Annotated in this window: 14 protein-coding genes; 9 read left to right on the top strand and 5 right to left on the bottom strand. The window is 59.6% G+C overall.

Features of this window, described 5'->3' with window-relative positions; genetic code table 11:
* Positions 1 to 566 precede the first annotated feature (566 nt).
* From ACWKV9_RS15715 to ACWKV9_RS15700, 4 genes are all read left to right on the top strand, one after another.
* On the top strand, positions 567 to 1,730 hold the full coding sequence (locus ACWKV9_RS15715) for an isovaleryl-CoA dehydrogenase (RefSeq protein WP_483837042.1): 1,164 nt from the start codon (positions 567 to 569) through the stop codon (positions 1,728 to 1,730).
* Positions 1,731 to 1,818: 88 nt separating this feature from the next.
* Positions 1,819 to 3,426, top strand: coding sequence for a carboxyl transferase domain-containing protein (locus ACWKV9_RS15710; protein WP_483837041.1), 1,608 nt, complete (start codon positions 1,819 to 1,821; stop codon positions 3,424 to 3,426).
* A gap of 14 nt (positions 3,427 to 3,440) precedes the next feature.
* Positions 3,441 to 4,259 (top strand): gamma-carboxygeranoyl-CoA hydratase, encoded by an 819-nt coding sequence (locus ACWKV9_RS15705; RefSeq protein ID WP_483837040.1) that lies wholly within the window; start codon positions 3,441 to 3,443, stop codon positions 4,257 to 4,259.
* Positions 4,256 to 6,220 carry an acetyl/propionyl/methylcrotonyl-CoA carboxylase subunit alpha gene (locus ACWKV9_RS15700; RefSeq protein ID WP_483837039.1) on the top strand — a complete coding sequence of 655 codons (1,965 nt, stop codon included), beginning with the start codon at positions 4,256 to 4,258 and terminating at the stop codon, positions 6,218 to 6,220. Before ACWKV9_RS15705 ends, ACWKV9_RS15700 begins: the two co-directional genes overlap by 4 nt.
* 225 nt (positions 6,221 to 6,445) lie before the next feature.
* Here ACWKV9_RS15700 and ACWKV9_RS15695 read toward each other — a convergent pair whose 3' ends face one another.
* Entirely contained in the window at positions 6,446 to 9,931 is a 3,486-nt protein-coding gene (locus ACWKV9_RS15695; RefSeq protein ID WP_483837038.1) for an indolepyruvate ferredoxin oxidoreductase family protein, read from the bottom strand.
* A 210-nt stretch (positions 9,932 to 10,141) separates the two neighbouring features.
* Between ACWKV9_RS15695 and ACWKV9_RS15690 the strand changes: the two genes are divergently transcribed.
* The 3 genes from ACWKV9_RS15690 to ACWKV9_RS15680 all read left to right on the top strand — a co-directional run bounded on the left by ACWKV9_RS15690 (position 10,142) and on the right by ACWKV9_RS15680 (position 12,973).
* Positions 10,142 to 10,609: an Lrp/AsnC family transcriptional regulator gene (locus tag ACWKV9_RS15690; RefSeq protein ID WP_483837037.1), complete on the top strand. Its 468-nt coding sequence runs from the start codon at positions 10,142 to 10,144 to the stop codon at positions 10,607 to 10,609.
* 502 nt (positions 10,610 to 11,111) lie between these two features.
* Positions 11,112 to 11,660, top strand: coding sequence for a sigma factor-like helix-turn-helix DNA-binding protein (locus tag ACWKV9_RS15685; protein WP_483837036.1), 549 nt, complete (start codon positions 11,112 to 11,114; stop codon positions 11,658 to 11,660).
* Between the two features lie 170 nt (positions 11,661 to 11,830).
* Positions 11,831 to 12,973 carry a M14 family metallopeptidase gene (locus ACWKV9_RS15680; RefSeq protein ID WP_483837035.1) on the top strand — a complete coding sequence of 381 codons (1,143 nt, stop codon included), beginning with the start codon at positions 11,831 to 11,833 and terminating at the stop codon, positions 12,971 to 12,973.
* 127 nt (positions 12,974 to 13,100) lie between these two features.
* On the opposite strand, the gene ACWKV9_RS15675 is transcribed toward ACWKV9_RS15680, so the two are convergent.
* Both ACWKV9_RS15675 and ACWKV9_RS15670 read right to left on the bottom strand, forming a co-directional pair.
* The gene (locus tag ACWKV9_RS15675) at positions 13,101 to 13,640 is read right to left on the bottom strand and encodes a cytochrome b (protein WP_483837034.1); all 540 of its coding nucleotides are present in this window, start codon (positions 13,638 to 13,640) and stop codon (positions 13,101 to 13,103) included.
* A complete protein-coding gene (locus ACWKV9_RS15670; RefSeq protein WP_483837033.1) occupies positions 13,637 to 14,728 on the bottom strand; it encodes a catalase family peroxidase in 1,092 nt (363 codons plus the stop codon). Before ACWKV9_RS15670 ends, ACWKV9_RS15675 begins: the two co-directional genes overlap by 4 nt.
* Before the next feature lie 175 nt (positions 14,729 to 14,903).
* Between ACWKV9_RS15670 and ACWKV9_RS15665 the strand changes: the two genes are divergently transcribed.
* Both ACWKV9_RS15665 and ACWKV9_RS15660 read left to right on the top strand, forming a co-directional pair.
* Positions 14,904 to 15,416: a sigma-70 family RNA polymerase sigma factor gene (locus tag ACWKV9_RS15665; protein ID WP_483837032.1), complete on the top strand. Its 513-nt coding sequence runs from the start codon at positions 14,904 to 14,906 to the stop codon at positions 15,414 to 15,416.
* The gene (locus ACWKV9_RS15660) at positions 15,413 to 16,171 is read left to right on the top strand and encodes an anti-sigma factor family protein (protein WP_483837031.1); all 759 of its coding nucleotides are present in this window, start codon (positions 15,413 to 15,415) and stop codon (positions 16,169 to 16,171) included. The genes ACWKV9_RS15665 and ACWKV9_RS15660 overlap by 4 nt, the downstream gene beginning before the upstream one ends.
* A 72-nt stretch (positions 16,172 to 16,243) precedes the next feature.
* Here the strand turns inward: ACWKV9_RS15660 and ACWKV9_RS15655 are convergent, their stop codons facing one another.
* Positions 16,244 to 17,815, bottom strand: coding sequence for a lactate dehydrogenase (locus ACWKV9_RS15655; RefSeq protein ID WP_483837030.1), 1,572 nt, complete (start codon positions 17,813 to 17,815; stop codon positions 16,244 to 16,246).
* 75 nt (positions 17,816 to 17,890) lie between these two features.
* The gene (locus ACWKV9_RS15650) at positions 17,891 to 19,816 is read right to left on the bottom strand and encodes a propionyl-CoA synthetase (RefSeq protein WP_483837029.1); all 1,926 of its coding nucleotides are present in this window, start codon (positions 19,814 to 19,816) and stop codon (positions 17,891 to 17,893) included.
* Between the last annotated feature and the right edge of the window lie 442 nt (positions 19,817 to 20,258).

The following is a 20,258-nucleotide window of genomic DNA, read 5'->3' as shown; positions in this document are numbered from 1 at the left end:
TTTGTAAAAATTGGCACGGCATCTGCTATGTCTCAGGCATAACAAAAATAACAAACTGCAGTAACCCAATAAAAACAAAACGTATCGGCTCTGACATAACAAGAACAACACGGACAGAGACGCAGCTAACAGATTTTTTTGGAGTGGATCGCTTTTCGAGGCTTTGGCCTCACAACCGGGCAGAGAACAATAAAACTACCCTCAGGTAGCTCCCGAACTGGTTGGACAGTTGCTCTCATCGAGCGGCAGTAGAAGCAGCATCAGCGCTCAAAAAAATACGTTTGCTCTTAACCCCGGTTGGGGGTCGCTCAAAAACCAAAAAAGGCCGGTTGCCAAAAACAACAACAGACCGCCTAAAAACAAAAAAGAGCATGTAGCAAAAACTTGAAGGGGAGCCTTGGCTCCCCTTCGTGCTGTCTGGTCCAAAGGCTTTTCCAATCCCCTCCTCCCTATCCGCTTGTTATCCCCGTTGACAGTGCCTCGCCCCAAGGCTTACGTTAACGTAAAGGTGATACCCAATATTGCTGCCCGCCAGCACGCCAAAAACAACAGGGAATTCCAGCGCCATGAACTACCCAAGCCTAAACTTTGCCCTCGGCGAAACCATCGACATGCTGCGCGATCAAGTCCAGCACTTCGTAGCCGCCGAGATTGCCCCACGCGCTGCGCAAATCGACCGAGACAATCTGTTCCCCGCCGACATGTGGCGCAAGTTCGGCGAAATGGGGCTTTTGGGAATCACTGTCAGCGAAGAATATGGCGGCGCCGGGCTGGGTTATCTGGCCCACGTGGTGGCGATGGAAGAAATCAGTCGCGGTTCGGCGTCGGTAGCGTTGTCCTACGGTGCGCATTCGAATCTGTGCGTCAACCAGATCAATCGCAACGGCAATCCCGAACAAAAAGCCCGCTACCTTCCCAAGCTGATTTCCGGCGAACACATTGGCGCGTTGGCCATGAGCGAGCCTAATGCAGGCTCCGACGTAGTGTCGATGAAACTGCGGGCCGACAAGCGCGCCGACCGCTACGTGCTCAATGGCAGCAAAACCTGGATCACCAACGGCCCCGACGCCAATACTTACGTGATCTACGCCAAGACCGACCTGGAAAAAGGTCCCCACGGCATCAGCGCGTTCATCGTCGAACGCGACTGGAAAGGGTTTTCCCGTGGCAGCAAGTTCGACAAGCTCGGCATGCGCGGCTCCAACACCTGCGAGCTGTTCTTCGATGACGTCGAAGTCCCGGAAGAAAACCTGCTCGGCGCGTTGAACGGCGGCGTGAAGGTGTTGATGAGCGGCCTGGATTACGAGCGGGTCGTGCTCTCCGGCGGCCCGACCGGGATCATGCAGGCCTGCATGGACGTGGTATTGCCGTACATCCATGACCGCAAACAATTCGGCCAGAGCATTGGCGAATTTCAGCTGATTCAGGGCAAGGTCGCTGATATGTACACCCAGCTCAACGCCAGTCGCGCTTACCTCTATGCCGTGGCGCAAGCCTGCGAGCGTGGCGAAACCACGCGCAAGGACGCCGCTGGCGTCATCCTCTATTCCGCCGAACGCGCCACGCAAATGGCGTTGGACACGATCCAGATCCTTGGCGGCAATGGCTACATCAATGAATTCCCGGCGGGCCGTTTATTGCGCGATGCCAAGCTCTACGAAATCGGTGCCGGGACCAGCGAAATCCGCCGGATGTTGATTGGGCGCGAACTGTTCAATGAAACGAAGTGAGGATGGGGCGAGCTGCAAGCCCCAAGCGACAAGCTGCAAGTAAAAGCATCTGCCGTGCGGCCTCGACTTTTCTCTCGGAGTAATTTCCATGGCAATTCTGACGACTCAGATCAACCCGCGCTCTTCGGAGTTCGCGACCAATCACGAAGCCATGCACAGCCAGGTCAATGCCCTGCGCCAATTGCTCAATCAGGTTCAGCAAGGCGGTGGCGCTAAAGCGCAGGAGCGCCATGCGTCCCGAGGCAAGTTACTGCCTCGGGAACGTATCAATCGGCTGCTGGATATCGGCTCGCCGTTTCTTGAAATCAGCCCGCTGGCGGCTCATGGGGTGTATGGCGAAGACGTGCCCGCTGCCGGTCTGATCGCAGGTATCGGCAGGGTCGAAGGCGTCGAATGCATGATCATCGCCAACGATGCCACGGTAAAAGGCGGTTCGTACTACCCGCTCACGGTGAAAAAACACCTGCGCGCCCAGACCATCGCCCAGCAAAACCGCCTGCCGTGTATTTATCTGGTGGATTCGGGGGGCGCCAACCTGCCACGCCAGGACGAAGTATTTCCGGACCGAGAGCACTTCGGGCGGATCTTCTTCAATCAGGCCAACATGAGCGCTCAGGGCATCGCGCAGATCGCTGTGGTGATGGGTTCCTGCACGGCGGGCGGCGCTTACGTGCCGGCAATGGCCGACGAAGCGATCATGGTGCGCAATCAGGCGACGATCTTTCTTGCCGGGCCGCCGCTGGTGAAGGCGGCCACCGGCGAAGTGGTCAGCGCCGAGGACTTGGGCGGCGCCGACGTGCACTGCAAGATCTCAGGTGTGGCCGACCACTACGCCGAAAGCGACGAACACGCGCTGGCCTTTGCCCGACGCAGCATTGCCAATCTCAACTGGCGCAAACAGGGTCAACTGCAAGTGCGCGCCCCGATTGCCCCGCTGTATGCCAGTGACGAGTTGTACGGGGTGATTTCAGCTGATCCCAAGCAGCCCTACGACGTGCGCGAAGTCATCGCGCGCCTGGTGGATGGCTCGGTGTTCGATGAATTCAAAGCCCTGTTCGGCACCACGCTGGTGTGTGGCTTTGCCCATCTGCACGGCTATCCGATCGCGATTCTTGCCAACAACGGCATTCTGTTCGCGGAAGCCGCGCAGAAAGGCGCGCATTTCATCGAACTGGCCTGTCAGCGCGGCATCCCGCTGCTGTTCCTGCAAAACATCACCGGCTTCATGGTCGGGCAGAAATATGAAGCTGGCGGCATCGCCAAGCATGGCGCCAAGCTGGTCACCGCGGTGGCCTGCGCCAAAGTGCCGAAATTCACGGTGATCATCGGTGGTAGTTTCGGCGCGGGCAACTACGGCATGTGCGGCCGCGCTTATGACCCACGGTTTCTGTGGATGTGGCCCAACGCACGGATCGGCGTCATGGGCGGCGAGCAAGCGGCTGGCGTGCTCGTGCAGGTCAAGCGCGAGCAGGCCGAACGCAGTGGCCAGGGATTCAGCGCCGACGAAGAATCCGCCATCAAGCAACCGATCCTCGATCAGTACGACACCCAGGGCCATCCGTATTACTCCAGCGCTCGGCTGTGGGATGACGGCGTCATTGACCCGGCGCAAACCCGAGACGCCCTGGGCCTCGCGCTCTCCGCGTCGCTCAACGCCCCCATCGAGCCCACGCAGTTCGGCATCTTCCGAATGTAATCCAGGGACTGACCATGACTGAATTTGAAACTGTCCAGGTAGAGCACGACCCACGGGGCTTCGCCACGCTGTGGCTGAACCGCGCAGAGAAAAACAATGCCTTCAACGCGCTGATGATTCGCGAGTTGATCATCGCGCTGGACCAATTACAGGCCGATACGACGCTGCGTTTCCTGCTGTTGCGCGGGCGTGGCAAGCACTTCAGCGCTGGTGCCGATCTGGCCTGGATGCAGGAATCGGCCAATCTGGATTACAACACCAACCTGCGTGACGCTCAGGAACTGGCCGAGCTGATGTACAACCTGGCGCGCCTGAAGATCCCGACCCTGGCCGTTGCTCAGGGCGCCTCCTACGGAGGTGCGCTGGGCCTGATCAGCTGTTGCGACATGGCGATTGGCGCCGAGGACGCGCAGTTTTGTCTGTCCGAAGTGCGCATCGGCCTGGCGCCTGCGGTCATCAGCCCGTTCGTGGTGCAGGCCATCGGTGAGCGCGCCGCACGCCGCTATGCACTGACCGCCGAGCGTTTCGACGGCCTGCGCGCCCGGGAAATTGGCCTGCTGGCTGAGTGTTACCCGCTAGCCGAGCTTGAGCCGCAGGTGCAGCGCTGGGTCGACAATTTGCTGCTCAACAGCCCCAAGGCCATGCGCACCAGCAAGGATCTGCTGCGGGAAATGGGCAACGGCGAACTGACCCCGGCACGTCGGCGCTTCTGTGAGAACGCCATCGCGCGGATTCGCGTCAGCCCAGAAGGCCAGGAAGGCCTGCGCGCCTTTCTGCAAAAACGCCCACCCGCTTGGCAACAGCACAATAAAAATGGGGATTCGCCCGAATGAGCGCCGTCAAACCCGTAACTCTGAATACCCTACTGGTGGCCAATCGCGGCGAAATCGCCTGCCGCGTGATGCGTACCGCCAAAGCCATGGGCCTCACCACCGTTGCCGTGCACAGCGCCACTGATCGCGATGCGCGCCATGCCCGCGAGGCTGACATCTGCGTCGATCTGGGTGGCAGCAAAGCCGCCGACAGCTATCTGCTGATCGACAAACTGATCGCTGCCGCACAGGCTAGCGGTGCCCAGGCGATTCACCCCGGTTACGGTTTTTTATCGGAAAACGCCGGTTTCGCCCGAGCCATCGAACAGGCCGGATTAATCTTCCTCGGCCCGCCCGCCTCGGCCATCGACGCCATGGGTAGCAAATCCGCCGCCAAATCCCTGATGGAAAAGGCCGGTGTACCACTGGTGCCGGGCTATCACGGCGAGGCCCAGGACGCGCAGACGTTCCGCACGGCGGCTGCGAAAATCGGCTACCCGGTGTTGCTCAAAGCCACGGCGGGTGGCGGTGGTAAAGGCATGAAGGTAGTCGAACGCGATGAGGATCTGGCAGAGGCGCTGGCCTCGGCGCAACGTGAGGCGCAATCCTCGTTCGGCGATTCGCGCATGCTCGTCGAAAAGTACGTGCTCAAGCCGCGTCACGTGGAGATTCAGGTCTTCGCGGATCAGCACGGCAACTGCTTGTACCTCAACGAGCGTGATTGCTCGATACAGCGTCGTCACCAGAAAGTCGTCGAAGAAGCCCCCGCCCCCGGCCTGAGCCCCGAGCTGCGCCGCGCCATGGGTGAATCAGCGGTACGTGCCGCCCAGGCCATCGGCTATGTCGGCGCGGGCACGGTGGAGTTTCTGCTGGATGCCCGAGGCGAATTCTTCTTCATGGAGATGAATACGCGCCTGCAGGTCGAGCATCCGGTTACCGAGGCGATCACTGGCCTTGATCTGGTGGCGTGGCAGATTCGCGTGGCCCAAGGGGAAGCGCTGCCGATCACTCAGGAGCAGGTGCCGCTGATTGGGCACGCCATCGAGGTGCGCCTGTATGCGGAAGACCCGAGCAATGACTTTTTGCCTGCCACCGGCACCCTGGAGATCTACCGCGAATCGTCGCCGGGGCCAGGTCGCCGGGTAGACAGCGGCGTTGCCGAGGGCGACGTGGTGTCGCCGTTTTATGACCCGATGCTCGGCAAGCTGATTGCCTGGGGCGAGAACCGCGAGCAGGCGCGTTTGCGGCTATTGGCGATGCTCGATGAATTTGCCATTGGCGGGCTGCGCTGCAATCTGGCGTTCCTGCGCCGCATCATCGCGCATCCGGCGTTCGCTGCCGCTGAGCTGGACACCGATTTCATTCCCCGTTATCACGCTGATTTGCTGCCAGCGCCGCAGGAACTGTCGGTTGATTTCTGGCACGCGGCTGCCCAGGGATTTCGGGAAAGTACCCGGCCGCGCGTGCGCGACGATGACGTTCATTCGCCGTGGTCAACGCTTGATGGTCTGCGGCTTGGCCTGCCCAACGAGGTTGATCTGCACCTGACGTGTGGCACTGAGCAACAGAAGGTTCAGTTGCGAAGCCTGGATGCGGCGCACATCGAACTCAACGGCGAGCAATTGACCATCGAGCATAACGGCGTACGCCGCCAGCATCGGGCAATTCGCCGGGACGATACGCTGTATCTTCAGTGGCATGGCGAGTTGCACGCGGTCAAGCGGGTTGATCCGATTGCAGCGGTTGAGGCCAGCCATGGGCAACTCGGCGGCCTGACCGCCCCCATGAACGGCAGCATCGTTCGGGTACTGGTCCAGGTGGGTCAGGCTGTCGAAGCCGGCACGCAATTGGTCGTGCTCGAAGCCATGAAAATGGAACACAGCGTACGGGCAGCCCAGGCGGGGGTGGTAACAGCGTTGTATTGCGCGGAAGGCGAGATGGTCAGTGAGGGGACGGTGTTGGTGGCGTTGCAGGACCAATAAATCCTCTGAATCGGCAGGGATCTGTAGGAGCCAACTTGTTGGCGAGACGGCCAGATGTAGTTCCACAGATAGGCCGCCTCGCCAACAAGTTCGCTCCTACAGGAGACTGCCAACCCTGTAGGAGCGCGCTTGCCCGCGAATGGGGTCTATCAGCCAACTACCTTCTGGCTGGTACACCGCAATCGCGGGCAAGCGCGCTCCTACAGTTTAAAAGCGCAGCATCCCTTATGCGGCGACCTCATACAGTGCTGGCAATACCACTTCCCCGTTCACCAGACTCTGACGCATCCGCGCCGCCTGCAAACCTGCGGCCTTCATCGCGCTTTCCTTCACATGGCCGTACCCGCGAATCTTCTCGGGCAAACGGGCCAGGCTCAACGCCGTGTGACGATTGCTCGCCTTCAGGTGCTCCAGGATCAGCTCGATGTCAGCCACGTAGCTGTCGATCAGCGCCCGCTCCTGCTGGCGCTCGACACTGCGACCGAATGGATCAATCGCAGTCCCGCGCAGAAACTTGAATTTGGCCAGCACATCGAACGCTTTCAACATCCACGGACCGAAGCTACGTTTACGCGGCGTGCCATTGTGCGGATCGCGCTTGGCCAGCCAAGACGGCGCCAGATGAAATTCCAGCCGGTAGTCGCCCTCGAACTGCGCCTGAAGCTGACGGGTGAACTCGCCGTTGCTGTACAGCCGTGCGACTTCATACTCATCCTTGTAGGCCAACAGTTTGAAGTAACTGAACGCGACCGCCTCGGTCAACGCTGGCTGCTGACCGGGGAATAACTGATTTTCGACATCGCGCACCCGATACACCAGCTGCAAATAACGCTCTGCGTAGGCCTTGTTCTGGTACTCAGTCAGCAGCTTGACGTTATTCTCCAGCCGCTGATCCAGGTCCAGCGCCTGGAAATCTTCCACCACCACGCTGTCCGGGTTAGCTGCGGCTTGCACCGCTGGCAGGTCATGCGCCGCGCGACGTCCCCACAGGAACGCCTGCTGATTGAGATTGACCTGTACGCCATTCAGCTCGATGGCTTTCTCGATGGCCGCTGACGTCAGCGGGATCAAACCTGACTGAAAGGCAAAGCCGAGCATGAACAGGTTGCTCGCAATGCTGTCACCCATCAGTTTGGTCGCCAAATCGGTGGCTTGAACGAAGTGGGTCTTCTCAGCGCCCACCGCGTCGCGAATGGTCTGCATCATCGCGTCGGCCGGGAATTCCGCGTCCGGGTTGCGCGTGAACTCTGCCGTCGGGGTTTGCTGGCTGTTGATCACGGCGTAGGACTTGGCGCTGTTGAGTTTGGCAATCGCATCAGGGCCAGACGCCACCAACAGATCACAACCCAACAGCAGGTTGGCTTCGCCAGCAGCAATGCGCACGGCAAACAGATCGCTCTGGCGCGCAGCAATGCGGATATGGCTGACTACCGGACCAAACTTCTGCGCCAGGCCTGCCTGATCCAGCACGCTGCAACCTTTGCCTTCAAGATTGGCCGCGTAACCGAGCATGGCGCCGACCGTGGTCACGCCTGTGCCGCCGACGCCTGATAGCAAGATATTAAAAGGCTTATCCAGCGCTGGCAGAGTCGGATCGGGCAGCGCTGCGAAGGCTGATGCCTGCTTGGGCAGTTGCGGTTTGCGCAGCTTGCCGCCGTGCACCGTCACAAAGCTTGGGCAGAAGCCTTCGACGCAGCTGAAATCCTTGTTGCACGCGCTCTGGTCGATCTCGCGCTTGCGGCCTTGGGCCGTTTCTTTAGGCAGCACCGACAGACAACCGGATTTCACGCCGCAGTCGCCACAGCCTTCGCATACGGCGGGGTTGATCACTGCGCGCTTGTCCAGGTCGAGCATCGTGCCGCGTTTGCGACGGCGGCGCTTTTCCGTGGCACAGGTCTGGTCGTAGATGATCACAGACACGCCTTTGAACTCGCGCAACTCCCGCTGCACCGTGTCCAGATCGCGGCGGTGATGGAAAGTGGTGATCGGCGCAAACGCTTCGCGGCTCGGGTATTTCTCCGGCTCGTCGGACACCAGCGCGATGCGCATCACGCCTTCGTTGAACACCTGACGGCTCAGTTGATCGACGCGCAAAATGCCGTCGATAGGCTGGCCGCCGGTCATCGCCACCGCGTCGTTATAGAGAATCTTGTAGGTGATGTTGACCTTGGCCGCGACCGCCGCCCGCAGCGCCAGATGGCCGGAGTGGAAATAGGTGCCATCACCCAGGTTCTGGAAAACGTGGGGAGTTTCGGTGAAAGGCGCCTGGCCAATCCAGGTCACGCCCTCGCCGCCCATCTGGGTGAACGTTTCGGTTTCCCGGTCCATCCAGATGGTCATGTAGTGGCAGCCAATGCCGGCCAGTGCGCGGCTGCCTTCTGGCACGCGGGTCGAGGTGTTGTGCGGACAGCCGGAGCAGAAATGCGGGATGCGCTGGGTATTGAACAGTGGCGCGGCGAGGGCTTTTTCCTTGTCCTGCAAAAACTGTAGGCGGGCTTCGATTTTAGGGCTGCTGTAGATCGGCGCAAGGCGTTTGGCGATGACTCGGGCGATCATCGCCGGGGTCAGTTCTGCCAGATTGGGCAGCAAAGAGCGCCCTTCTTCATCGAACTCGCCCACAACCCGTGGGCGCTGATCCACGGGCCAGTTGTAAAGCTGACCGGTGAGCTGGTCCTCGATCACGCTGCGTTTTTCTTCGACCACCAGAATCTCGTCAAGGCCTTCTGCAAAGCCGTGCACTGATACTGGTTCCAGCGGCCAGCTCATGCCGACTTTGAGTACGCGAATACCCACCTGCGCGCACAAGTCCTCATCAATGCCGAGCTCTTCGAGCGCCTGGCGCACGTCCAGATAGGATTTACCGGTGGTGACGATACCCAGTCGCGGCTGGGGCGAGTCGATCATCACTTTGTTGAGATTGTTGGCCCGGGCGAATGCGCGGGCGGCGTAGATTTTGTAGGTGTTGAGCCGCGCTTCCTGAGCCAGGGGCGGATCGGGCCAACGGATATGCAGGCCGTCTTTAGGCAATTCGAAATCGTCGGGAATGCGGATTTCAATACGCAGCGGATCGACTTCAACCACTGCCGAGGAATCGACGTTTTCAGCGATGGTTTTCATCGCCACCCAGCACCCGCTGTAGCGTGAAAGCTCCCAGCCGATGATGCCGTAATCGAGGATTTCCTGGACATTGCTGGGGTTGAGAACCGGGATCATCGAGGCGATGAACGCGTGCTCGCTTTGATGGGCGATCGTCGAGGATTTGCAACCGTGGTCGTCACCGGCCAATACCAGTACGCCACCCTTTTCTGAAACGCCTGCCGAGTTGCCGTGCTTGAACACGTCGCCGCAGCGGTCCACTCCCGGGCCTTTGCCGTACCACAGGGCGAACACGCCATCGTACTTGCCATGGGGGAACAGATTGACCTGCTGGCTGCCCCACACCGCTGTCGCTGCCAGCTCTTCGTTGACGCCGGGCTGGAAGTGAATGGCGTTTTCCTGAAGATATTCCTTGGCGTCCCACAGGCTTTTGTCGAGGTTGCCCAACGGCGAACCGCGATAGCCGGAGATGAAGCCGGCAGTGTTCAGCCCTCGGGCCTCGTCACGTTGTTTCTGCAGCATGGGCAGACGTGTCAGCGCCTGCGTGCCGGTCAGATAAAGATTCCCGGTTGCGAGACGGTACTTATCGTCCAGACGGATATCGGCCAAAGACATTCATGCACTCCTTGTTTTTATACGGTGCGTTTTGAATGAAGTGAGCTGCGGCGACCTGCAGGTCTGCCAGCCCAGGCGCCAGGACGGTGGGCCCGGCGCTTATGGATCAAATAGTGCCCGTAGCGATGAGGCTTTTTCTTTCTAAATGTGAGTGAATCTGTTCAGATCCTGCATACCTGTTTCGTTTAAATAATAAAAAAGGGTCAATTCATGCAGGTTAAATTAAGTGCCGTCGACCGCAAGATTCTGCGCCTGCTTCAACACGACGCAGACCTCTCCGCTGCAGAGATCGCCGAACGCGTGGAACTGTCGCAATCGCCGTGCTGGCGGCGCATCAATCGATTGCAGGAAGAGGGGGTTATCGAGCGCAAGGTCGCCCTGCTCAACCCCGCCAAACTGGGGCTGACCACGACCGTATTCGTCGATGTAAAACTGTCGGGGCACGGCCGACGCTATCTGACGGAATTCGAAGAGGCGGTGATCGGCTATCCCGAGGTGCTGGAGTGCTACACCATGGCCGGCGACATGGATTTCCTGCTCAAGGTGGTGGTGCAGGACATCGCCAGCTATGAGCGATTTCTGCGCGATCATCTACTGCAAAGCCCCCATGTGCAGGAGGCTCATTCCAACATCGCGATGAGTGAAGTGAAACGCACGACAGAGTTGCCGATTGATTGAGGGCAGCTGCAAGCTTCAAGCTTCAAGCGCACGCAGATCAGCTTGCCGCTTGAAGCTTGTCGTTTGCAGCTAAAAAAAACCTTTGACTCTCAAATGATAATGATTACTATTGCACCAAGCCGGTCGCAAGATCGACTGATAACCCAGAAGCCTTAGGTCGGCTTCCGGATTATCTCCTCATCAGGCTAATCACGGTTTTTGACCCGGCTCTATAGGCCGGGTCTTTTTTTTGGGCGTGGCCTTTGCGGCCATCGAGGTTCGTGGTGCTGCTTTCTTCAGGCTAATGAAGAGGGGTCTGTTTCGATGGGGCCGATCATAGCAAAACAATGCCGAGCACTGAAGGGAAGCGAGGTCAAAAACGACACATTTTGCAATAAACGTCACTATCATCGATAAGTACTTGAGAATGACTCTCATAAAGCCTAATCTGCCCATGCGTCACGGACGATGCCCCCACTCCTCATCAAGGGATGAACATGGACGCGCAGCGAGTGAAATCATTATGACGGGTCAATTTGCCTCACTGTTCAGCTTGCCGTCGCGGCAACCGGACACACCGCTCAGCCAGGAAAGCGACGAGCTTCGCCGCCGCATTCAAAAACTGCCTCGCCGCACCCAGCAGATTTTTCTGCTAAGCCGTCTTGATCGACTCCCTTACGCCGACATTGCGGCGCTGCTGGAAATCAGTGTTGCCGCAGTCGAACGCGCCATGGTGCGGGTACTCGAACAGTGCAGCGACCAAACCGGCAACGACGCCGCTGCAGACCCGGTCACCACCCAAGCCCATTGCTGGTACGTCCACCTGCAAAGTCCTCATGCCACTGCCAGTCAGCGCATCGAATTTCGCCACTGGCTCGATGCCGACCTTTCCCATCTCTCTGCCTTCAAAGCCAGCGAACAGCTGTGGTGCGGGCTTCAAGCGCCTTCAACCGTAATGGGCGCAAGCGGTTGGCACCGACGTAAACGGAGGGTGTATATCGGCTGGTTATTGCTGACAGCGTTTCTGTGCGGCCTGCTGGCCACTGCCGAAGCAATCTCAGCGCTGGCATAAAGGGTCGGGCAATCACCCATCTGCCATGGCCGTTTGACGGAACAATACGTCGCAGCGTAGGGGTTCGATGCGTGTAAAGTAAGTGTCATAACAGCCCAGAGACCCCGTGCAGCTCATTGCCACGTTGGTCTGGCGGCATGAGTTGGCACTAACGTACTCAGGACCTTTCCGTGACCCAGAACTTGCTCTCCATCAGCGCTGACTTCGACAGCGGCAACATTTCCGTTATCGACGCCACCGACCCGCAGCACATCCGACTGGCTATCCGCCCCGACACCAAAAGCCCGCATTTCCAGTGGTTCCACTTCAAAGTGGATGGGATGCAGGTCGGCCACGTCCACGGTTTCAGCCTGACCAACGCCAGTGAGTCCAGCTACAACCGAGCCTGGACCGGTTACAACGCTGCCGCTTCTTACGATCAGAAGACCTGGTTCCGCGTGCCGAGCAGCTTTGACGGCAAAGCTCTGAATTTCGATCTGTCCCCCACCCAACCGCACATCTGGTTCGCCTACTTCGAACCCTATAGCCGTGAGCGCCATGAAGGGTTGATCGACCAGGCGTTGAGTGTGCCGGGCGTTGAACTGCTCGCCACCGGCAAAAGCGTCGAGGGGCGCGACATCCAGTTACTGCGCAAAGGCGACGGCGCTGCAGGCAAGCGCAACATCTGGATCATCGCCCAGCAACACCCCGGCGAGCACATGGCTGAGTGGTTCATGGAAGGCGTGATCGAGCGGTTGCAGCAGAACGACAGCGAACTGGCCGGTTTGCTGGAACAAGCGGACCTTTATCTGGTACCGCACATGAACCCGGATGGCTCGTTCCATGGTCATTTGCGGACCAACGCCCAAGGCAAGGATCTCAATCGCGCCTGGCAGGACTCAACCCCGGAACTGAGCCCGGAAGTGTTCTTCGTCAAGCAGCAGATGGAAAAGTACGGCGTGGACATGTTCCTCGACGTACACGGCGACGAGGAAATCCCCTACGTATTCACAGCTGCCTGCGAAGGTAATCCGGGCTACACGCCCAAACAGCAGGAGCTTGAAGCTGATTTCCGTGGGCGGTTGAGTGCAATCACTCAAGACTTCCAGACCCGCTACGGTTATCCGCGCTCAGCACCGGGCAAGGCCAACATGAACCTGGCCTGCAACAGCACGGGCGAACGTTACAAATGCCTGGCACTGACGCTGGAAATGCCATTCAAGGACAACGACGACGCGCCGAATCCGCAGACCGGATGGTCCGGCGAGCGCTCGAAGCAATTGGCGAAAGACGTACTGACGACGTTGGCGCAGATGGTGTCCGTGTTGCGTTGATTGCATCACTCTGTAGGAGCGAACTTGTTCGCGAGGCGTTTTTCTTGATACACCTGCGCCCCGCCTCGCCAACAAGTTGGCTCCTACAGATAAGTGTCGAGTCCTTCCGCCGTGTCCGGTTGAGGGCTTAATCGCGCCCGCGCAACATGCTCCCCAATACCTCATCCCTACGAATCCAGCCATGAAACAGCGCGGCAGCCAAGTGCGCGAGGATGGTCAGGAAGAACAGGTACGCCAGGTACCGGTGCGCGCCGCGCAGCCAGGCAAAGGTTGCAGCGTCTGCGCCGACAATGGATGGCAAACGCACGCTTTGCCCCAACATCACCGGGTCCCCCGCCGCCGAGATCATCGCCCAGCCAATCAAAGGCATCGCCAGCATCAGCGCGTAAAGCACGTAATGCGACAGCTTCGCCGCGAGCGCTTGCCAGGCGGGAAGGTCAGCTGGCAACGGTGGGGTTTGGGTCGAGAACCGCACGATCAAGCGCACAACCACCAGCACCAGAATCGCGATGCCCAGTGGCTTGTGAATATTCAACAGCCATTCATGCCGCTCGGAAATCGAAGCCACCATCCCCGCGCCGATGAACAACATGGCAATTACCATCAACGCCATCAGCCAGTGCAGCAGTCGCGCCAGGGGTGCGAAATGAGACGTCGGAGCACTCATGGTTGTTTCTCCTGTGCAGGTGCGGCTTTGAGCTGATTCACTTCACGGGTGCGACGTTCGTATGAGGCTGCATACGCCGCAGAGCGCGCGGCCAACAACGGATCGTCCGAACCTTCGATGCCGCTTGGCAGCACCAGCGGGTCGTAGTTGATATCCCGGCAATCGCCGTCCAACTGCGGCTGGCTCTTGTCGAGGACCAAAGTCCCGGCATTCACAGTTTTGCGATCGGCCGGCCACGCCTTGCTGGCATCGTTGGTGGGATCACCAGCGTTGGCGAGCGTCAGCACCAGGCTAAATTTCTGCGGGCCTGCAGCCAGTTTTTCGGCCAGGTCCTTCTCCAGGAAGTCCTTGTCCTGAGGCGTGGGCGCCACCAGAGAATCCTGGTTCTGCGGCACCACACTCCAGCGCACCGCCTGACGCTTGCCATCGGCGGCGACCAGCACAAAGGCGTTGACCGAATTGTAGGTTTCGGTAACGTAGCTGGCCGACGGTTTGGCCGTCTTTATCCACGCCAGAAACGGCGCGGTTTCTGGGTGCGCCGCGAAGAATGCCGGCGGCTTGGCCGGGTCAGGCTTGCCGGTTTTCGGGTCGGCTGCCGTCGCGTTCTGCAGATCAATGAAGGCAGCCGGAGTACCCACTGGAAACAGCGGCATACTGTTTACGCCCGTTCGCCACTGCTGGCCGTTGGGCTGGGTGAATTGCAGGGCCAGGCTGCGGATCGGCGCAGCGTTGTCAGGAGAGTTCGGGTTGCCAGTAGGGAGTGCGAACCGGCCGATCACGGGAGTTCGTCCGGCGCCGAACACTTGCGCACTGGACAACGTAGCTGCTGATCCATTGCTCTCGAAATACCCGGCGACGCAGGTGCCTTTCGGGTGGTTGCGGCGGTAGCCGGGGAACAGACCGTTGTTGTGCTCGAAGGTATCGACGACGCGCGCAGGCGTCAGGCGCTGGGGGTCAAGCGTGCCGTTGACGTAGGCAAAAGCGCCAGCAATCACCACGACCACGGCGCCGATCCCGGCCAGGCGTATTAATATCTGCGAAGTACTGAGGGGCGGTTTCGAGTGCTGCGGTGGTTCGCGCTCAATCATAGGGAAAACTCCGGGCCTTTGGCCTCTAATCACGGTATTGAAGGTGGACGTTCCTGCGGTGCATCTATTCCACGATGTGATATTTATTTTTATGAGCGTGGAATAACCTTCGGCGGCATGCGTCTTTCTGGTCACACGATTTGAATCATCCCGCTGGATGACCTGGAACCTGACCATGAACGAGCTGGACGAACAACTCAGAGAAGTGCTGCCGCGCATGCGCCGCTTTGCCGTATCGTTGACGCGCGACCCGAGCAGCGCCGACGATCTGGTGCAATCGAGCCTTGAAAAAGCACTGTCATCGTGGGGCGGCAAACGCCCCGAAGGTGATCTGCGTGCCTGGTTGTTCTCCATTCTTTATAGACAATTTCTCGATGCGCATCGCCGCTCTCGTCGCTACAGTCGCATGCTAGAGCTGTTCACCGGTGGCAAGGACGACCATTTCGAGCCATCGGTTGAACGTACGGTGGTCGCACGATCGACGTTACAGGCATTCGAGCGGCTTAACACCGAACAGCGGGCTTTATTACTATGGGTCTCGGTCGAGGGCTTGAGCTATAACGAATGCGCCCAAATTCTTGATGTCCCGGTGGGCACTGTCATGTCCCGCCTGTCTCGCGCGCGTCAGGCCTTGCGTCTGCTTAGCGAAGGCGAAATCACCACCCCTGCCCTGCGGATACTGAAATGATCACTCTGCCCCCCAGCGAACGCGACCTGCACGCCTACGTCGACGGCCAGCTCAACGAAGCCGACCAGACGACCATGGACATTTATCTGGCGGCTAACCCGGAGGTGTCAGAGCAAGTCCTTGCCTGGCAACGCGATGCCCAAAGCCTGCGCGCCGCCCTCAGTGGCGAGCTGCACCGCGCCGCGAATCCCGAGCTTGACCCTGGGTTCATTCGCCAACGCCTGCGACGCAACCGCACCCGGCATTACGCGACCGCTGCGGTACTGCTGATTGCCGTGAGCGTGGGAGGATTGAGTGGTTGGCAGGCGCGGGAAATGACGTTGGCCACCAGCACCTTGCCCATGGCCGACGCCGTGCAGGCATACCGTATGTTCGCGGTGAAAGACGACATGGCCAGCGACTGGAGCCCGACCAAAGTGAGCGATGCCCAAGGCTGGCTGGACAGCAACTTCGCCCAGGCGAACCGTTTGCCTGATCTGGCGGCGGCAGGTTTCAAGCCGGTCAGTGGCCGTCTGACCCCGACCGAACAAGGCGCCGGTGCCATGGTGGTGTACCGAGATGCACAGGGCCGCACTTTGAGTTTCTATATTCGCCCGCCCGGCGAGCATAACCACTTGTTGCCACGGGGCAGTCGTCGTGACGGCGAGTTGCAGGCTGATTATTGGTCCGGCAGCGGCTACAACTACGCCATGGTCGGCCCGGCGGATGATCCGGCGGCGCAGGCAGCGCGTGAGGCGTTGAATCATCCGATCTGAATCCGAGCCAAGATGGACTGGCCCCGAGGGCGGAAATGCTCAAACCACCCCGCGCGCCTCAACCGCCACTCTTCAAATCCGCGCTGGCTGCATCACTTGATCGTGAATCGCCGTCAGCGCGTCCAGCAAGCTCGAGCGTCCAGTCTGGACCCTGGATTTTCTGTCTTCCTGCAACGCCGATTCAATCAACTGGGTGAAGCTGCGCTGCTCTGAGGACTTCTCCGGGGTCAGCGTGTCTTCGATCAAGTGCCCCAGCTCGTATTTGGTGACGCGGGTCGATTGGCTGGCAGACCTGGACACTGCGGCCTCGATCAGTTTGCCTTTGTCGTAGGTCATGCTCATCGAGCTGCTGGCACTGTCTTCAATCTGGTAATAGGCATAGTTCTGCGACTCCGCGTCCATGCCCATCCGCAGGGATGAGCCGGGGTACAGCGCCTGGTGATAACTGGCCGTCAATTGCGATTGTTGATGCTGCTCCAGAGTGCGATTGAGCGGGTTGCTGCCTTTGCTTTCACTGGACTGCGAGACCTTGTAGGCGAAAGCGTCCAGCTCGTCGGGACGCATGGGGTTGCTCGCTTGCACGCTTTGGGTGACCGAAGCGGTGAAATCGGCCAGCCCGCTGAGCATCGCATGATCGACATCTGTCAGACTGATCGAGTTGACCGTCTGCGGTGCTGTTGCCGTGCGGCTCGCTTCGGGATAGTGGCTGTTGAGCGCTTTGAAGGTGTCTGTGAACAAGGTCATCAGCTGCGTATCGCCGTGGCCCCGCTGGCGAGCTGAGTCAAACTGTTTGAGGTAGCTCTGCAACGCTTTCGCCTGCTGCGCTTCATCGCCGATGATGGCCGAGTTTTTCAGGTCTACGGCCATTTGCAGCTGCCCCAGCGGGCCGCTCATGTTGACCGAGCGGGTGCTGCTGTCGGCATGAAAGCTCAGGGTTTGTACGCTGTCTCCGCTGAGTTTGAGCGAACCCTGAAGGTCCACGGACGAGAACACATCGGCGTCGTACTGGGTCAGTTTGCTCAGATCAAGGCTCGGCGGCTCGCCGGTGAATCCAGCGATAGCCGACTCAAAGCCATCAGCCAGCGCGGCCAGTCCTGCGAGTTCTTCATCGGTCAGCTCGCCGCCGGTCACATCAGCCGACACTGCCAGCCCGTTGGCCTGATTGGTCAGGCTCAAGGACACGGTTGCACCGCTGGCAGTCTGGATCGTCAGTGTGACGCTGTTGTCAGCGTTACTGTGCAGCTTGGATTGGGCTGCCGACAACGCGGCAGCGTCCGGTGTGGCGCTGGTTTTCATCAGCGACTGGGAGAAGCCTTTTCCGTTCGCGGCCAACTGTTCCAACATCGCAGCCCCCAGGCCGCGGAACCTGCCGAATGTCGATGAGGTATTGAAATTGCTGGCCATCGCCTTCGACACATTGTCGGTGGCGTCGGACTCCCAGGCCAGGGCTGTACCGCCCAACGGGAGCAGACCTCGGGCTGAATAAACCGGCACCTGGACGCTGGTATCATCGCCGATTATCACCACGGATGCAGGCGACGCCGCTGATTCGGCTACGGCGCTATCGTTTACTGCAGGCGGCAGACTGGCTGACGGTTTAAGCGCCAATGTCTGGCTTTGGTTGACTGCGCTGATGCTGGTCATAACCGGTGACGTCCCTGTTGAGTTCCTCGTGTGTCCATCCTCTGTATCGACGCCGATACAACTAACTTGAGTCCGTTACGGGTTTGATGCCGGAGCGGGTCGGTTCAAGGCTTCGGCGATCTCCAGCAATATCGCCGGATCATCAATGGTGGGCGGCATGCCGTAGGCCTCGCCATCAGCGATTTTGCGCAAGACTGCGCGCAAGGTCTTGCCGGAGCGGGTCTTGGGCAACCGCTTGACCAGCACCACTTTGTTGAAACACGCCAGCGCGCCAATATGCTCGCGAACGTGGGCTACCAGTTCCCGCTGGACTTGCTCGGGCGTGTGCGGCACGCCGTCCTTGAGCACCACCAAAGCCAGCGGCACATGGCCTTTGATCTCGTCGAAGGTGGCAATCACTGCGCTTTCGGCAACTGCTGCGTGTTGTCCGACCAGGTCTTCCATTTCGCCGGTGGACAGGCGATGCCCGGAGACATTTATCACATCGTCGGTGCGCCCCATGATGTAGACCAAGCCGTCCGCATCCACATAACCGCCGTCGCCAGTGTGGTAATAGCCCGCAAATGCCTGAAGGTAGGACTGCACAAAACGCGGGTGATCGTTCCACAACGTCTGGCTACAACCGGGGGGCAGCGGCAGGGCAATCACGATGAACCCCTCTTGCCCGGCTTCCAGCAATTGGCCCTCTTCATTCACGACCTTCACGTCATAACCCGGCACCGGCCGATTGCTGGAACCCACGCCTGCCCGATGCCCCTCCAGCCCCAGGCATGGCGCCGTGACCGGCCAGCCCGTCTCGGTTTGCCACCAGTGGTCGAGCACCGGTTTGCCGGTGAGTTGTTCGAGCCACTGGTGAGTGCTGGAATCGAGCTTTTCGCCCGCCAGAAACCATTGCCGCAGCGAACTCATGTCATAGCGTTTGAGTAGCGTGCCCTGCGGATCTTCCTTTCGGATCGCGCGGATGGCTGTTGGCGCGCAGAACAGTGCGTTGACCTTGTATTGCTCGATGATCCGGCCATAAGCGCCGGCATCCGGGGTACGAATCGGTTTGCCTTCGTAGAACACTGTGGTGCAGCCAGCGATCAGCGGCGCGTAGACGATCAGCGTGTGCCCGACCACCCAACCGACATCGGATATCCCCCACCAGACATCGCCCGGCTGCATCCCGTAAATCGTGCGCAAGGTGTAGAGCATGGCGACCGCGTGCCCGCCGTTTTCACGCACGATGCCCTTGGGTTTACCGGTGGTGCCGGAGGTGTAGAGGATGTAGAGCGGATCAAGGCTGGACACAGGGACCGGATCCACAGCATCGGCCCCTACGAGTGACGCGGCCCAATCCACATCTCGATCTTCGACCAGGTCGGCCTGAAGTTGCGGACGCTGCCACAGCAGCACGTGGTCGGGTGCGTGTCTGGCCAGATCCAGCGCTTTGTCCACCAAGGGCTTGTAGGCGATGACTCGGTCGAATTCCAGGCCACAAGACGCGGTCAGCAGCAATTTGGGTTTGATGTCGTCGATGCGCAGCGCCAGCTCATGGGCAGCGAACCCACCGAACACCACTGAATGCACCGCACCCAGACGCGCGCAGGCCAGCATGGCCATGGCCGCTTGGGGAATCATCGGCATGTAGAGAATGACGCCGTCGCCCTTCCCCACCCCCAAACTGCGCAGTAACCCCGCGAGCCGGGCCACTTCGTCGCGCAGTTGGTGGTAGGTGTAGGACGTCTCGGTATTGGTGACTGGCGAGTCGTAAATCAACGCGAGCTGCTCGCCGCGACCGGACTCGATCTGGTAATCCAGCGCCAGGTAACAGGTGTTCAACTGGCCGTCGGCGAACCAGCGATGGGTGCCATCACCCATGGCCTCCAGCGTTTGCTCAGGCTTGCGATACCAGGCGATGTGCTGTGCCTGTTCAGCCCAATAAGCGACGGGATCAACTAAAGCCTCGGCGTGCTGCTGTACATAATCGCGGCGCGAGGCCTGGCCATTTATCTCGGTCATCCGTGGAACCCTGTGATTGTTTTTATGGGGGTTGGGAACACAGATGAAATTAGCAGATGCGCAGAAGATGGCGCGTGCGACTTTGGTCGGGGCGGTCAGATGTCACAGCCCGGCCCCCTGTAGGAGCGAACTTGTTCGCGAGACGCCCCGCCTGACACACCGAGTCAATCGCCTCGCCAACAAGTTGTCTCCTACAGAGGGGTCACCGCACGGGGTTTGTTAGCCCGCCGCACACAGCCCGAACCCCTGTAGGAGCGAACTTGTTCGCGAGATGCCCCGCCTGACACACCGAGTAAATCGCCTCGCCAACAAGTTGTCTCCTACAGAGGTGTCACCGCAGGAGGTTTGTTAGCCCGCCGCACACGGCCCGAACCCTGTAGGAGCGAACTTGTTCGCGAGACGCCCCGCCTGACACACCGAGTCAATCGCCTCGCCAACAAGT

Source organism: Pseudomonas corni (assembly GCF_057128765.1).
This window is presented reverse-complemented; position numbering and strand designations above follow the sequence as displayed.